General features: G+C 53.9%; 12 protein-coding genes. 3 read left to right on the top strand and 9 right to left on the bottom strand.

All coding sequences use genetic code 11. The features are described from left to right. Nucleotides 1-25 precede the first annotated feature (25 nt). The 3 genes from hcr to D5398_RS07000 form a co-directional block, all read right to left on the bottom strand. The gene (gene hcr, locus D5398_RS07010) at nucleotides 26-1,039 is read right to left on the bottom strand and encodes an NADH oxidoreductase (RefSeq protein WP_120506953.1); all 1,014 of its coding nucleotides are present in this window, start codon (nucleotides 1,037-1,039) and stop codon (nucleotides 26-28) included. A 6-nt stretch (nucleotides 1,040-1,045) separates the two neighbouring features. Then, nucleotides 1,046-2,698 (bottom strand): hydroxylamine reductase, encoded by a 1,653-nt coding sequence (hcp, locus tag D5398_RS07005; protein WP_120506952.1) that lies wholly within the window; start codon nucleotides 2,696-2,698, stop codon nucleotides 1,046-1,048. A 166-nt stretch (nucleotides 2,699-2,864) separates the two neighbouring features. After that, nucleotides 2,865-3,764 carry a LysO family transporter gene (locus tag D5398_RS07000; RefSeq protein WP_120506951.1) on the bottom strand — a complete coding sequence of 300 codons (900 nt, stop codon included), beginning with the start codon at nucleotides 3,762-3,764 and terminating at the stop codon, nucleotides 2,865-2,867. Nucleotides 3,765-3,953: 189 nt separating this feature from the next. Here D5398_RS07000 and D5398_RS06995 point away from each other — a divergent pair, with 189 nt between their 5' ends. After that, nucleotides 3,954-5,687: an ATP-dependent endonuclease gene (locus D5398_RS06995; protein WP_120506950.1), complete on the top strand. Its 1,734-nt coding sequence runs from the start codon at nucleotides 3,954-3,956 to the stop codon at nucleotides 5,685-5,687. On the opposite strand, the gene D5398_RS06990 is transcribed toward D5398_RS06995, so the two are convergent. Together D5398_RS06990 and cspD are read right to left on the bottom strand one after the other, a co-directional pair. Continuing rightward, on the bottom strand, nucleotides 5,684-6,673 hold the full coding sequence (locus tag D5398_RS06990; RefSeq protein ID WP_120506949.1) for a VirK/YbjX family protein: 990 nt from the start codon (nucleotides 6,671-6,673) through the stop codon (nucleotides 5,684-5,686). The two genes, D5398_RS06995 and D5398_RS06990, sit on opposite strands and share 4 nt — an antisense overlap. A gap of 294 nt (nucleotides 6,674-6,967) precedes the next feature. After that, on the bottom strand, nucleotides 6,968-7,189 hold the full coding sequence (cspD, locus tag D5398_RS06985; RefSeq protein ID WP_015696601.1) for a cold shock-like protein CspD: 222 nt from the start codon (nucleotides 7,187-7,189) through the stop codon (nucleotides 6,968-6,970). Nucleotides 7,190-7,583: 394 nt separating this feature from the next. Between cspD and clpS the strand changes: the two genes are divergently transcribed. Then, nucleotides 7,584-7,904 (top strand): ATP-dependent Clp protease adapter ClpS, encoded by a 321-nt coding sequence (gene clpS / locus D5398_RS06980; RefSeq protein WP_013574769.1) that lies wholly within the window; start codon nucleotides 7,584-7,586, stop codon nucleotides 7,902-7,904. 27 nt (nucleotides 7,905-7,931) lie between these two features. After that, nucleotides 7,932-10,214, top strand: coding sequence for an ATP-dependent Clp protease ATP-binding subunit ClpA (gene clpA / locus D5398_RS06975; RefSeq protein ID WP_120506948.1), 2,283 nt, complete (start codon nucleotides 7,932-7,934; stop codon nucleotides 10,212-10,214). Nucleotides 10,215-10,432: 218 nt separating this feature from the next. Here clpA and infA read toward each other — a convergent pair whose 3' ends face one another. The 4 genes from infA to cydD form a co-directional block, all read right to left on the bottom strand. Further along, the gene (gene infA, locus D5398_RS06970; RefSeq protein WP_002211347.1) at nucleotides 10,433-10,651 is read right to left on the bottom strand and encodes a translation initiation factor IF-1; all 219 of its coding nucleotides are present in this window, start codon (nucleotides 10,649-10,651) and stop codon (nucleotides 10,433-10,435) included. 93 nt (nucleotides 10,652-10,744) lie between these two features. Continuing rightward, nucleotides 10,745-11,479, bottom strand: coding sequence for a leucyl/phenylalanyl-tRNA--protein transferase (gene aat, locus D5398_RS06965; RefSeq protein WP_120506947.1), 735 nt, complete (start codon nucleotides 11,477-11,479; stop codon nucleotides 10,745-10,747). Nucleotides 11,480-11,532: 53 nt separating this feature from the next. Next, nucleotides 11,533-13,254 (bottom strand): heme ABC transporter ATP-binding protein/permease CydC, encoded by a 1,722-nt coding sequence (cydC, locus tag D5398_RS06960; RefSeq protein ID WP_120506946.1) that lies wholly within the window; start codon nucleotides 13,252-13,254, stop codon nucleotides 11,533-11,535. A gap of 2 nt (nucleotides 13,255-13,256) precedes the next feature. Beyond that, on the bottom strand, nucleotides 13,257-15,023 hold the full coding sequence (cydD, locus tag D5398_RS06955) for a heme ABC transporter permease/ATP-binding protein CydD (protein WP_120506945.1): 1,767 nt from the start codon (nucleotides 15,021-15,023) through the stop codon (nucleotides 13,257-13,259). Nucleotides 15,024-15,146: the final 123 nt, after the last annotated feature.

Genomic DNA, 15,146 nt, shown 5'->3' with positions numbered 1-15,146 from the left:
TGCGGGCAGGGAGTTAACGCGGGGATCAGGCGAGGGTGACGTCCCCCTGAAGCTGACAGCTACAGGCCAGTACATAACCCTGAGCGACCTCTTCATCGGTCAGCGTCATGCGGCTGGTGGTCTGGTAATCGCCGGAAAGTATCCGGGTTTTACAGCTGCCGCACACGCCTGCACGGCAGGCTGCCGCCACCGGTAAGTTGTGCTGTTCCATGGCGGCCAGCAAAGCAGAACCGACCGGTACGCGGTAATTCTGCAACGGTGTCAGGCGGGTCAGTGTGAGTTGCTGATCGGCAGAAACTTCAGACGGCGTGGACTGGAACTGCTCTTTAATGATGTCAGCTGCCGTCACGCCCAGCCCGTTCACCCACTCACCCGCCAGTTTCATGTAAGGCGCAGGGCCGCAAATCATCACCCGGCGTTCACGGATATCCGCTACCCGGCTTTGCAGCAAATCCTGACTCAGACGACCGGCGATGTGTCCCGGTTCCGCGTCATTTTCAGCCAGAAACGTCAGATTCAGTTGCGGATATCGCGCCGCCAGTTGCTGCCATTCATCTGTAAAAATGATGTCCTGCGGGCTGCGCACGCTGTAAAACACCTGCACGCTTTGCGCCGGACGATGCGCAAGAATATCGCGCGTGATGGACATCACCGGCGTTATCCCGCAACCGGCTGCCAGCAATAATAACGGCTGTGCGGTATCGCAGGTAAATTCGCCCTGCGCGTCACTCAACCACAAATAATCACCGGATTTAACCTGCTCAGTCAGCCATTGCGAGCCTTCGCCGCCTTCGATGCGGCGCACCGTCAGCTGAATAAAACGGCTCTGACCGGGCGTGGAAGACAGCGTATAAGCGCGCTGCACGTCACCGCTCTGGCCGATATTGACCAGCGCAAACTGGCCGGGACGATACGGGTATACGTCGTGATTAATCAGCGACAGCGTGCGGACATCGGGTGTTTCCTGCGTGACGGAATACACCTGCATGCGGTTCTGGCATAACGCGGTCGGCTGGTCAGGAAATAAAGGAAAATTCATTTCAGCTTACTCCGGCAGCATGGTTTTCAGATCCTGCTCAACCGACGTAATTGCGCGCAGGCCAAATTTTTCATTCAGGATGGTCAGCAGGTTATCGGTCAGGAAGGCAGGTGCGGTCGGGCCGGTGGCAATGTTTTTTACACCGAGCGACAGCAGGGTCAGCAGGATCACAATGGCTTTCTGTTCGAACCACGAAAGCACCAGACTCAGCGGTAAATCATTCACACCGCAGCCTAATTTCTCGGCCAGATTCACCGCAAGGATAATAGCGGAATAGGCGTCGTTACACTGACCGACGTCCAGCAGGCGAGGCAGGCCTTCGATCGTACCGAAATCCAGTTTATTGAAGCGGTATTTACCGCAGGCCAGCGTCAGGATCAGGCAATCCTGCGGCACGCTGCGTGCCAGATCAGTAAAGTAGCTGCGTTCGCCACGGCTGCCGTCACAGCCGCCGATCAGGAAGATGTGACGCAGTTTTTTAGCGGCGACGAGATCAATCACCGTATCCGCTGCACCGAGCAGAGTCTGGCGGCCAAAGCCGACCGTGATTTCCTGTTCAATTTCGCTGTAAGGGAAGCCCGGCAGCTGCAATGCCTGCGCAATGACCGGCGTAAAATCTTCCCCTTCCAAATGTTGCACGCCCGGCCAGCCGACGATGCTGCGTGTCCAGATGCGGTCGCCATAGTTGCCGACATTCGGGTCAATGATGCAGTTGGACGTCATCACCACCGGCCCCGGGAATTTGGCGAATTCCACCTGCTGATTCTGCCAGCCGCTGCCGTAGTTACCGGCCAGATGTGGGAATTTTTTCAGTTCAGGATAACCGTGTGCGGGCAGCATTTCGCCGTGGGTATAGATGTTGATGCCGGTGCCAGCAGTTTGCTCAAGCAGCATTTGCAAATCTTTCAGGTCGTGCCCGGAAATCAGAATCGCTTTACCCGCCAGCGGGCGGACATTGACGTTGGTCGGCTGCGGATGTCCATAGGCATCGGTTTCGCCTTTATCCAGGATCGCCATCACGCCAAAGTTCATTTTGCCAATTGCCATCGCGTTTTCGAGCAGCTCGCCCATGTCGGCAGGCTGTGTGCCGAGCCACGCCATCAGACGGTGATATTCGGCATAAATGGCAGTATCCGACTGACCCAGAACGTGCGCGTGTTCCATATACGCCGCCGCCCCCTTCAGGCCGTACAAACAGAGCATACGCAGGCCGTGAATGTCATCGCCGATCTGCGCTTTGTCGCCGTTGAGCGCAAACTGCTGCGCCTGTTGTTGCAGCTCGCTGAGGTTATCGCTGACCAGTTCCAGTGCGGCCAGCGGATGGCTGACGGTGATTTGCGGATCCATCAGGCGACAGCGAACGGCCAGAGATTCACGGTGGATAATCGCTTCACGGGCGTAGCCGACGATGCGGTCAGAATCGAAGTTCACATTGGTCAGGGTGGAGAAAAAGGCGCGGGGCGCGAAGCTGTCGATCTCTTCATCAATAATGCCGTAGCCGCGCGCGGTCAGCGCCCAGGCAGATAAGCCTTCCAGTACGGCGACCAGTAAGTCCTGTAAATCAGAGGTTTCTGCCGTTTTGCCACACATTCCCTGCGCATAAGCGCAGCCATTGCCCGCCGGGGTACGGACTGTTTGTTCACATTGCACACAAAACATAATGAGGTCCTTTTTAAAGTTGCATTTAAAATGCTTGTTTTAATGCAAGCCTAAAACTGGCAGGGAAAGAAATGAAGGGTTTTTTAAGGCTAAGTGAAGCGGAGTTGATTTATCGCAAGTTTTTCAGGGAAGTGCCCGCTGCCGGAAAGCAGCGGGAAAACAGACGTCAGGCGGAGAAAAAGGCCATCAGCACAGGGGCTATAAGGCTCAACACAAAACCGTGAACGACGGCGGGCGGAACCATATCCAGGCCGCCACTGCGCTGTAAAACCGGCAGGGTGAAGTCCATAGACGTTGCACCGCAAAGGCCAAGTGCCGTCGAACGGCTGGTGCGCACCAGCGTCGGGATCAGCATGATGGCGCACAGTTCGCGGGCCAGATCGTTAAAGAATGCCGCACTGCCAATCACCGGCCCGAATGAATCGGTCAGAACAATACCCGACAGCGAATACCAGCCGTATCCGGAGGCGAGCGCCAGACCGGTTTTCAGCGGCAGACCCAACAACAACGCGGCGATAGCGCCACCTGCTAATGCGCTGACAGCGACCACCATCCCGACCATCATCCCGCGGCGATTAAGGATTATCTGGCGCAAGGTCATGCTGCTGTTACGAAGCTGTATGCCGACCAGTGCCAGCAGGAATAACAACGCAATTTCGCTGGCCTGCGAGGCGAAAGTCAGCCAGTGCCATTGGGTCAGACCGAGCGCGAAACCGCCAATGACCACACCGCATAACTTCAGCGATTCCAGCGCCATGTGAATACGCGACGGCAGTTTTTCCTGCTTGTGCTCTGACTTCCAGGGCCGGCGGCGTTCAAGCAGCCAGAGCGCGGCGTAGTTCATCACAAAAATGCACAGGAAACACACGGCGGCATATTTGAAAATCAGCAGCAAATTTGCGCTCAGATTGTCGAGAAACGCCAGACTGATGCCCATAATGAAAAGGATGACGTAAACCATCCAGCTGAGTAACTGATTAACAATGTGCAGCAGGGGCCGGTTTTTGAGCGGAATAAGGTAGCCGGCAATCAGCGGCAGGAGAATAATTAACAGCCCGGAATACATGATGCAAAAGTCCCTGAAAAGTGAAATCCCAAGAGTGGAACGCGGCGCAGAAAAGGCCGCCCGCCACGCTAACGAAAAGTTATCTGACTGTAAAGCAGCTTCGGCACGCAGAGATATCTTTGACCGCTTGACCTGAACCAATTTTTAACGCCATGCTCAGGAAAGTGTTGAGCGCACAGGAGGCGTCTGATGTATCTGGAACGTGTTGATATTGTCGGTTTTCGCGGGATTAACCGCCTGTCTTTGACGCTGACGCAGCCCGCACAACGTGGCGCATCCATTACCGGAACCTCTGCGCAGGGGCCGGGCGAATCCTTTCTGACCAACACCGTACTCATTGGTGAGAACGCCTGGGGTAAATCCAGCCTGCTTGACGCCTTAACTTTGCTGCTTTCTCCGGAACCCAAACTCTATTGCTTTAAAGAAGAGGATTTCTATTTCCCGGCGGGCGAGGAGGAATCCAAATCTCAGTATCTGCACGTGGTATTTACCTTTTGCGAGAACCAGGCCGGACATCATATGTCGCCGCGCTTTAATTCGCTCTCACCGCTTTGGGTGAAATGTGCCGATAAGCTGAACCGTATTTATTACCGGCTGGAAGGCGAACTCGACGACGATGGCAGCGTGATGACGCTGCGCAGTTTCCTGTCATCCAACGGTCAGCCTTTAAATCTGACGACGATTGATCCCCTGGCGCAGGCGCTTATCCGCCTGAGTCCGGTTCTGCGTTTACGTGATGCGCGTTTTATCCGCCGTCTGCGCAGTGAAACGCTGGCGCCGCGGCTGGCGGCAAATAATGAAGAACTGGCAAAACAGCTTGATGAACTGACGCGGGAATTGGTTCACAGTCCGCAGACGCTGAAAAACAGTGAACTGCGCAGCGGCCTTTCGGCCATGCAGCAGTTGCTGGAACACTATTTTGCCGAGCAGGGCACCTCGAACAGCGCGCCGTGGCAGCAGAAACGTCATGGCCGCGCCGAAAGCCGCCGCGCATGGCGATCTCTCGATAACATCAACCGCATGATTGCCGAACCGAACAGCCGCAGTATGCGGGTGATGCTGCTCGGCATGTTCTCGACGTTATTACAGGCCAAAGGCTCCGTGGTGCTGCATCCCGATGCCAGGCCGCTTTTGCTGATTGAAGACCCTGAAACCCGTCTGCATCCGATCATGCTGTCGGTAGCCTGGGGATTGCTGGATCAGCTGCCGTTGCAGCGGATCACTACTACCAATTCCGGCGATCTGCTCTCTCTCGTGCCTGTCGAGCAAATTTGCCGTCTGGTACGTGAATCCGGGCGCGTGGCGGCTTATGGCATTGGCCCGGAAGGGTTGAGCATGGAAGACAGCCGCCGCATTGCCTTTCATATTCGCTTCAACCGGCCTTCATCTCTGTTCGCCCGCTGCTGGTTGCTGGTGGAAGGGGAAACGGAAGTCTGGTTGCTGAACCAGCTGGCGCGGCAATGCGGTTATCATTTTGAATCTGAGGGGATCAAGGTGATCGAGTTTGCGCAGTGCGGACTCAAACCGTTGTTGCGTTTTGCCCGGCAAATGGGCATTGAATGGCATGCGCTGGTCGATGGAGATGAAGCGGGGCGTAAATATGCGGCGACGGTGATGGCGAACGTGGAAAGCCACGACGATACGCTGCGTTATCGGCTGACCGCGTTACCGGCGCAGGACATTGAATACTTTCTGTATCGCGATGGTTTTGAGGATGTTTATCGTAAGAATGCGGCGATACCGGAAAATGTGCCGATGTCGCCGAGGCGCATTATCGATAAAGCCATTCACCGCAGTTCAAAGCCTGATCTGGCGATTGACGTGGCGATGGCGGCATCCTTGCGGGGAACGTCATCGATTCCTCCGCTGCTGCGGCAGATGTTTTCCCGCGTGGCCTGGCTGGCACGCGGGCGAGCCGATTAAGCGGCCTGACTTTGGGCAGCAGTGACCGGGTTGCCATGTCCGCTGGTGAATGTCTGGCGGATCTGGCTTTCAAGGTCATCTAACAGCAGATAACGGCGGCGGTACTCAGAACGGCGTTTGCTGGCGATCTCTTCCAGCGGACGGTGAGCTATCTGGCGCGGCAGATGGAAATATCCGTTTTCGCCTTGTTTTGCATCCAGTGTTTCCCAGAAGCTGTCGTAATCCGCAAACACCATCCCTTTGCGTTTTTTGTAACGCGGATCCTCATAAATATGGGTGCGATTGCCGACGGCAACCAGCTGGGTCATACCGGTCACATCCGCCAGCGTCGTCAGCGCTTCAATCACCAAACGTTTCGGGAATAAACCGTGGCAGGCTTTAGTGGCTGTCTGGATTTCCTGATGGTCAACATGGGCGCGCGGGCCCTGCAACGCCCCGATAAACAGCGTCGGTTTGCCCTGATACTCAATAAAAGAGAACGTCACGATAGCAATCGGTTCTCCCTGGGGATTATTGAAACACAGCGTGGCTTCACCTTCTTTATCCAGACGGCTGACGGCATTGAAGGTAATGGCGTAACGTTGTTCTTCTTTACCTGTCAGGGTGGCAATCGCCATCGGCTTTTTACTCAGATATCCGTGGCTGATGGCTTCCGGCAGGCAATCCTGAATCATACTGTAATGATCGGTGATGCGTTTCAGGGCCTGTGCCTGCGTGATATTTGCCGCCTGATAGGTGCGGTGTAATTTCGCCGGCAGGGCGGGCATGGCATACAAAATTTCATCACGCTGCGGGTGCTGCGCCAGATAATCGAGCAGCGCAAACGTTCTGCGCGGTTGCCTCAGGGTGCGGAAAAGGAATTTAAGGCGATAGCGCGGTAATTTCCAGGACGGTCCCGGCGTGATGCGGTTGGTGAGCAATGCTTTCATCAACTGCAAGCCTGAAAGCGGAGCTTTTTCTACGTCAGGATAATGGAGAGTCGTCATGGTCTTTACCTGTTATTGACTGCCGGAATTTTGTTACCGACATTTCAACAGGCGATGCATAAACGACTGTGCAACGGGGGAAATTAGGGAGAAATTGAACGCGATTTGTTGAGATTGTGTTTAGATTTGATTTTGTTTATGTCGTGTCTTAGCAATCGGTGTCTAAAAAATGTACTTTATTTTCGTAAAGAGGGCTTGAAGCCTGAGTCATTCTCCCCCATAAATAAAAATGCCAGTCAGTGAGTGACCGGCATTTGCAGTTGAAGCGTAATTTGGTACGTAGTGCAGAACCGGTCAGGCGACCGCTTCACTTTCCACTGGAATAATGAGGCTGGCATGATTCCCCTTTGGGCCTTCATGAACGTCGAAATTGACCTGCTGGCCGGCTTTCAGAGTCCGGTAACCCTCCATCTGGATTGTGGAGTAGTGAGCGAAGATGTCTTCACCGCCATTTTGCGGGCAAATGAAGCCAAAGCCTTTAGCGTTATTGAACCATTTAACAGTACCCGTCTGCATGCTTCTACATCCCTCTCATGACTAGTCTGGTAGTAAATAGATAAAGCCAGTTGGGTGAGCACGAAGGCCGGAACGCAGCGGGTAAGCACCTGTTCAGGCCAGTATAAATTCCGTTCAGCTCACGAATTTACACTCTAGTGGAATAGAGTTAGACGTCAAGGAAACGGCATTTGTCCCGGGGGAGCAGATAACCAAAGTTTGAAGCAGGTAACGCTATTGACATATTTTGTTAAATTTATAACGGCGTTATCTATTGCACGTAAGACATTTTGTGCAGCGGCAAGGTGAGGCCAGAGATGGTAAAATACGGTAATAACAACGTGAGGCTCTGCAGAAAGCTTTCATGTTTGTGTATTTGGCTTCCAATACGATCTTCACAGGTGATGAACAGGCAATGGGCAATAATCAAGACTGGCTAAATTTTGAACATTTGGCGGCGGATAAGCAAAAGGATGAGGTAAAACCGCCATCTATGTATAAAGTTATATTAAACAACGACGATTACACTCCAATGGAATTTGTGATTGACGTTCTGCAAAAGTTCTTTTCTTATGATATTGAACGTGCAACGCAACTGATGCTCCAGGTGCACTATAGAGGCAAAGCGATATGCGGTGTTTATACAGCCGAAGTCGCGGAAACCAAGGTCGCACACGTAAATGAGTACGCCAAGGAGAATGAGCATCCGTTGCTGTGTACGCTGGAAAAAGCCTGATTAAGGCAATCTATTTGGGAGGTGCCTATGCTCAATCAAGAACTTGAACTCAGTCTCAACATGGCTTTCGCAAGAGCCCGTGAGCACCGGCATGAGTTTATGACCGTGGAGCACCTGTTGCTGGCGTTGCTCAGCAACCCTGCTGCCCGTGAAGCGCTTGAAGCTTGTACAGTCGATCTGGTGGCATTACGCCAGGAGCTGGAAGCCTTCATCGAGCAAACCACACCCACCTTACCTGCCAGTGAAGAGGAACGTGACACCCAGCCTACGCTGAGTTTCCAGCGCGTTCTGCAACGTGCGGTATTCCACGTGCAATCTTCTGGCCGCAGCGAAGTGTCCGGCGCCAACGTTCTGGTCGCGATTTTCAGCGAACAGGAATCTCAGGCGGCCTATCTCCTGCGCAAACATGATGTCAGCCGCCTTGATGTGGTGAACTTTATTTCGCACGGCACCCGTAAAGATGAATCGGGCAGTCAGGCGCAAAACAATGCGGAAAACCCAGTTAACGAAGAGCAGTCGGCGGGGGAAGATCGTATGGAGAACTTCACCACTAATCTTAACCAGTTAGCGCGTGTAGGTGGTATCGATCCGCTGATTGGCCGTGACAAAGAACTGGAGCGCGCCATTCAGGTGCTCTGCCGTCGCCGTAAGAACAACCCGCTGCTGGTGGGCGAATCCGGCGTAGGTAAAACTGCCATTGCCGAAGGTCTGGCATGGCGAATCGAGCAGGGCGATGTGCCGGAAGTAATGGCCGACTGCACCCTGTATTCTCTGGATATCGGTTCGTTACTGGCGGGTACTAAATACCGCGGTGATTTCGAAAAACGCTTCAAATCTTTGCTCAAACAGCTTGAGCAGGATAAGAACAGCATCCTGTTTATTGATGAAATCCACACGATCATTGGTGCCGGTGCGGCATCGGGCGGTCAGGTGGATGCGGCAAACCTCATCAAACCGTTGCTGTCGAGCGGGAAAATCCGCGTGATCGGCTCTACCACGTATCAGGAATTCAGCAATATCTTTGAGAAGGATCGTGCCCTGGCGCGTCGTTTCCAAAAAATTGATATTACTGAGCCAAGCGTGGAAGAAACTGTTCAGATCATTAACGGCCTGAAAACCAAATACGAAGCGCATCACGATGTGCGTTATACCGCGAAAGCGGTACGTGCGGCGGTTGAGCTGTCGGTCAAATACATCAATGACCGTCATCTGCCAGACAAAGCCATCGACGTCATCGACGAAGCGGGCGCGCGCAGCCGGTTAATGCCGGTCAGCAAACGCAAGAAAACCGTTAACGTCAGTGACATCGAAAGCGTTGTGGCGCGTATTGCCCGCATTCCGGAAAAAACCGTGTCTGCGACGGATCGCGATGTGCTGAAAAATCTGGGCGATCGTCTGAAAATGCTGGTCTTCGGACAGGATCCTGCGATTGAAGCACTGACCGAGGCGATCAAAATGAGCCGCGCCGGTCTGGGTCAGGATCACAAGCCGGTGGGTTCGTTCCTGTTCGCCGGTCCTACCGGTGTGGGTAAAACTGAAGTCACGGTTCAGCTGGCGAAAGCGCTGGATATTGAACTGCTGCGCTTTGATATGTCGGAATACATGGAGCGTCATACGGTCAGTCGTCTGATCGGTGCACCTCCGGGGTATGTCGGCTTTGATCAGGGCGGTTTGCTGACGGATGCGGTCATTAAACATCCTCACGCCGTAGTGCTGCTCGATGAAATCGAGAAGGCGCACCCGGATGTTTTCAACCTGCTGTTGCAGGTAATGGACAACGGTACGCTGACCGATAATAACGGGCGCAAAGCGGACTTCCGTAACGTGATTTTGGTCATGACCACTAACGCCGGTGTGCGTGAAACGGAACGTAAATCGATTGGTCTGGTTCATCAGGATAACAGCCCTGATGCAATGGAAGAGATCAAACGTACCTTTACGCCGGAATTCCGCAACCGTCTGGACAACGTTATCTGGTTCAACCATCTGTCTACGGAAGTTATCCAGCAGGTTGTCGATAAATTTATCGTCGAACTGCAGGCGCAGCTGGATGCCAAAGGCGTTTCTCTGGAAGTCAGCGATGAAGCTCGTGACTGGTTGACAGTGAAAGGCTACGACCGTGCGATGGGTGCGCGTCCGATGACCCGTACCGTTCAGGAAAACCTGAAGAAACCACTGGCTAACGAACTGCTGTTTGGTTCACTGGTGGATGGTGGTTCCGTCTCTGTGGCACTGGATAAGGCGGCTGACAAGCTCACTTATCACTTCATGAGTGCGCAGAAGAAAAAACCGGAAGGTGCGGTGCATTAATTTCCATCTGTGATGAAAAAACAAAAGGCGATGTGAAAACATCGCCTTTTTTCTTTCTGAAACGCTTTATTAATTCAGGAATTAGTGGGGGATTTCAGAAAGGATAGTGGAACAAAATGCCGGATTGCGGATACCACAAAACGCCCTTGCAACAGCAGGAAGGGCGAAGAAGGTATCCTCAGGTATCGCCAGAAAATCAGCGATGAGTGAGCCGTTTATTAACGGCTACGGAAGACAATGCGGCCTTTGCTCAGGTCGTACGGGGTCAGCTCAACTGTGACTTTGTCGCCCGTCAGGATGCGGATGTAGTTCTTACGCATTTTACCGGAGATGTGAGCGGTAACTACGTGTCCGTTTTCTAATTCTACGCGGAACATAGTGTTTGGCAGCGTATCAAGTACGGTGCCTTGCATTTCAATGTTGTCTTCTTTGGCCATCGAATCCTCTAGGTCTAACTACCATAGTTTTTAACCGGCAAGATAATGCCGAAAAACCCACATTATGTAAAGAAGTATGGTCCATGACCGCACCTATTCCCTATCCTTCGGGAACACCGGCAGGTCTTCATCATGTGGGGATAAGTCTTGTGGCAACCAGCAATCTTGTGCTAACGCGCGTTGCGAAAGTTCGGATAACTGCTGCAAAAATTGGCGGCGGGGGATCTCTCTCGCACCCAGCGACGCAGTGTGAGGGTTGAGCACCTGACAGTCAATCAGTTCTCCACCATTGCGGGAAAAATGTTGGCAAAAAACCATCAGGGCGGCCTTTGAGGCGTTTTCACGACGACTGAACATCGATTCGCCGCAAAATAATCCCCCTACTGAAACACCGTATAATCCGCCAACCAGTTCATTTCCTTCCCAGACTTCAACCGAATGCGCCCGTCCGGCTTCGTGCAATTCCTGATAACCCCGCTGAACCAGCGGGCCGATCCAGGTGCCGTCTTCACGCTGCATTGCACACGCACGTATGACTTTTTCAAACTGCTGATTAAGCGTGAAATGAAAAGGCATTTTGCGCATAAAACGCTTCAGACTCCGGCTGACATGACGCTCACCGGGAACTAAAATTGCGCGGGGATCGGGCGACCACCAGAGGATCATCTCCCCCGGTTCAAACCAGGGGAAAACACCGTGCTGATACGCGGAAAGCAGGCGAGGGGCGGTGAGGTCACCCCCGATAGCCAGCAGGCCATTCGGATCCTGCAATGCAGTTTCAGGATCAGGAAAATTGACTGAATTGGCCGCAAGCTTTACTAACCGCATAGATCTCCTTATCCGGCGGCTCACGGGCCGCCGCTAAACGGGCAACTACGACGTCAGGTGCGAGACAAAAACCGCGCGTACCGGCCCTGTGCAGCAATTAACGTCGGATGATCACCTTGCTCAACAATCTGACCTTCCTCCATGACGCAAATCCTGTCGAAAGTTTCCAGACCGTGCAGACGGTGCGTCACTAAGAGTAGCGTCTTATTCTGACAATGCTTGTGTAGCAGTGCCAAAATATGTTGTTCCGTTTCGGCATCCAGCCCTTCTGTCGGTTCGTCAAGCAGCCACAGCGGAGCGTCATGCAGCAAAGCACGCGCCAGCCCGATACGGCGCTGTTCGCCACCGGAAAGCTGACGCCCGCCTTCACCCAGCCAGGCGTTCAGGCCTTCATTTTCCAGCAGCACATGTAAATCCACTTGTTTCAGTGCATTCGCGATTTGCTCATCGGTGCTTTGCGGCGCGGCCATGCGCAGGTTTTCCCGCAGCGTGGTATTAAAGACGTGCGCGCGCTGGCTGACGACGGTGATCATCTTACGCAGAGTCGCTTCGTCGTAATTGCCAATCGCCTGGCCATTGATTCCCAGCGTGCCGCTGCGGATATCCCAGCCGCGGGTCAATAATTGCAACAGGGTAGATTTACCACAACCTGTCTGGCCGAGCAGGGCGATATGTTCCCCGGCACGCACATCCAGCGTGATATTTTTCAGCACCGGCAACGGCTGCCCCGGATAGGTGAAATCCACATTTTGCAGCGACAGACTGATGTGTTCACCGCCAGCCGGACCTTGCGCCGGGAAAGTCACATCGGCGGGCTGGTCGATAATCTGACTGACGCGCTGAGCAGACGCGATGACTTGTCCCAGATGCTGGAATGCGGCAGCGACCGGGCCCAGCGCTTCGAAGGCGGCCAGCGGAGTAAACACGAACAAAGCCATCAGCGCACCGGGCTGTGCAATGTTACCGATCCCGCCAGCGGCGAGCCACAGCATGAGCGTAACGGTCAGACCGGCTGCGGCAATCACCATCGCCTGCGACAAACCGGTGAGTTTTGCCTGCTGCTGCTGGCGCAACATCCAGCGCCGTTCGATATCATCCAGTTGCTGGCGGAACCTCGACTGGGCGCCGAACACCACCAGTTCAGACTGACCCTGAAGCCAGGACGTCAGTTGCAGACGGTAATCACTGCGCAGTGCCGTCAGTTCCCGGCCAGCCGGTTTACCCGCACTGTAGAAAATCACCGGCAGAAGTAACATCAGTGCCAGCATGATTGCACCGAGCGTCAGCGCCAGTTTCATATCAAGGAAACTCAAGCCATACGTCACAAGCAGGATCACTACCAGTGCACTCACCAGCGGAGAAATCACCCGCAGATACAGGTGGTCCAGCGTATCGACATCGGCAACCAGGCGGTTGAGCAAGTCGGCCTGACGGAAACGCGCAATGCCACCCGGCGACAGGGGCATGATTTTGGTGAAAGTGAATACGCGCAAGTGCGCCAGCACGCGGAATGTGGCGTCGTGACTGACCAGACGCTCAGCGTAACGGCCAGCGGTACGAAATATCGCGGCTCCCCGCACACCGGCCGCGGGAAGCATGTAGTTGAAACTGTATAAACCGGCGACACCCGCAACGGCAGAAGCCGCCAGGAACCAGCCGGAAAGTGTCAGCAGGCCGATGCTGGCCAGTAAAGTGACGATAGCCAGAATGACCCCGAGGGACAGGCGGAACCAGTGACGACGATACAGCGCGAGATAAGGCAGAAGAATTTTCATGATTACAGCTCCTTATTCCGCTGAGAAAGCAGGCTGGCGAAGAGGCCATTCTGAGCCACCAGTTCGGCGAAGGTTCCGCGCTCGGCGATCAGACCTTTATCCATCACCCAGATTTCGTCGTAATCTCGTGTATCTTCCAGCTGATGCGTCACCAGCAGGGAGGTTTGCGCTTCAGAGGCGTCGCTCAGCGCACTCATCACTCGCTTTTCGCTGTGTGCATCGAGGCTGGCGGTCGGTTCATCGAGCAGTAATAAACTGCATGGTGAGAGCAGGGCGCGGGCTACGGCTACACGCTGCGCCTGTCCGATAGATAACCGCGCAGCGCCGTCACCCAGTTCAGTTTCCAGTCCCAGCGGCAGCAGTGGCAGAAATTCATTCACATATGCCCGCTCAAGAGCAGACTGAAGCTGCTCATCGCTGACATCCGGCTGATTAAGCAATATGTTGGTGCGTAAGGTCTGTTCAGGAAGATGTGGATTCTGGCCGACCCAGCTCAGTTGCTGACGCCATTGATCGTTGCGTAAGGATTTCAGTTCTTTCCCGCTGACGGTAACGGAGCCCTGATAAGGCAGGAAACCGAGCAGGGCATTCAGCAGTGAGCTTTTACCCGCACCGCTCAGGCCAACGATGGCGATACGTTGTCCTGCCGGAATGCTGAAGGTCAGCGGGCCTGCCAGCGTTTTGCCTTGTGGCGACTGAATGACCAGATCGCGGGCTTCAAGACTGACAGCTTTGCCTGCCGGGAAATCCTGGTCACCGTCACCCATTTCTGTACTTTCGGCGCTCAGGAACGTCACCAGACTTTCAGCTGCGCCGACGGCCTGCGCTTTGGCGTGATAAAACGCGCCCAGATCACGCAGAGGCTGGAAAAACTCAGGAGCCAGTATTAGCACCAGAAAACCGGCAAACAGGGTTACCGGCGTGCCATAGCTGCCGAAATTGAGTTCGCCGAGATAGGAAAAACCAAAGTAAACCGCGACAACGGCGATGGAGATAGAGGCGAAAAATTCAAGTACCGCAGAAGATAAAAAGGCCAGCCGCAGGACGTCCATCGTGCGCGCACGAAAATGTTCCGTTGAGCGTTTAATTTGGTTAATTTCCGCCGTACCGCGATGGAACAAGCGAAGCGTATCCAGACCGCGCAGACTGTCGAGGAAATTCCCGCTCAGACGTGCCAGCGCCACAAAGTTACGACGGTTAGCATCTGCTGCACCCATGCCCACCAGGGCCATGAACAGCGGAATAAGCGGTGCGGTAACCAGCAGAATCAGTCCGGCGGCCCAGTTAATCGGGAAGACGCTGACCAGGATCAACAGAGGAATAATACCGGCAAGGGCGATTTGTGGCAGATAGCGGGAATAGTAATCCTGCATATCTTCGATTTGCTCAAGAATAATGCTGGCCCAGCTGCCCGCCGGTTTACCCTGGATCCACGCAGGTCCCAGTTTCTCCAGACGATCCAGCACCAGTTTGCGCATTTCCTGACGGATAACGCGTCCGCAAATAAAGCCAATCTGTTCACGTAGCCAGGTGACGACAGCACGCAGCACGAATGTCAGTGCCATTAACAGGAAGCTTTGCAGCAGAGCATCACGCGAAGTATGTTCAATGATCAGGCTGTGCAGTAATCCGGCCATCAGCCAGGCCTGTGCGAGGATCAGTAAACCAGAAAGGAGACCCAGCATCATAGACAGACGGATCCAGCCTTTAGCGCGAGAGCTTTGTTGTTTTAACCAGCGGGTAAGTTCTTGTTGTCGTGTTTTATTCATCAGGCATCAGTTTGTGCAGCAATCCGGATGGGAGGGCGCTCATGTTACATGCTCAGACCACAAACTGAAAATAATAAGGCGGCATTTAAGCCGCCTTAATCGTTACTCTTTGTATGGACTCTT

The organism is Rahnella bruchi (genome assembly GCF_003614975.1).
In the GTDB taxonomy this organism is placed as follows: Bacteria; Pseudomonadota; Gammaproteobacteria; order Enterobacterales; family Enterobacteriaceae; genus Rahnella; species Rahnella bruchi.
This window is presented reverse-complemented; position numbering and strand designations above follow the sequence as displayed.

Coding starts and splice junctions, on each gene's coding strand:
- hcr (WP_120506953.1), bottom strand. CDS start 1,039: ATGAATTTTCCTTTATTTCCTGACCAGCCGACCGCGTTATGCCAGAAC.
- hcp (WP_120506952.1), bottom strand. CDS start 2,698: ATGTTTTGTGTGCAATGTGAACAAACAGTCCGTACCCCGGCGGGCAAT.
- D5398_RS07000 (WP_120506951.1), bottom strand. CDS start 3,764: ATGTATTCCGGGCTGTTAATTATTCTCCTGCCGCTGATTGCCGGCTAC.
- D5398_RS06995 (WP_120506950.1), top strand. CDS start 3,954: ATGTATCTGGAACGTGTTGATATTGTCGGTTTTCGCGGGATTAACCGC.
- D5398_RS06990 (WP_120506949.1), bottom strand. CDS start 6,673: ATGACGACTCTCCATTATCCTGACGTAGAAAAAGCTCCGCTTTCAGGC.
- cspD (WP_015696601.1), bottom strand. CDS start 7,189: ATGCAGACGGGTACTGTTAAATGGTTCAATAACGCTAAAGGCTTTGGC.
- clpS (WP_013574769.1), top strand. CDS start 7,584: ATGGGCAATAATCAAGACTGGCTAAATTTTGAACATTTGGCGGCGGAT.
- clpA (WP_120506948.1), top strand. CDS start 7,932: ATGCTCAATCAAGAACTTGAACTCAGTCTCAACATGGCTTTCGCAAGA.
- infA (WP_002211347.1), bottom strand. CDS start 10,651: ATGGCCAAAGAAGACAACATTGAAATGCAAGGCACCGTACTTGATACG.
- aat (WP_120506947.1), bottom strand. CDS start 11,479: ATGCGGTTAGTAAAGCTTGCGGCCAATTCAGTCAATTTTCCTGATCCT.
- cydC (WP_120506946.1), bottom strand. CDS start 13,254: ATGAAAATTCTTCTGCCTTATCTCGCGCTGTATCGTCGTCACTGGTTC.
- cydD (WP_120506945.1), bottom strand. CDS start 15,023: ATGAATAAAACACGACAACAAGAACTTACCCGCTGGTTAAAACAACAA.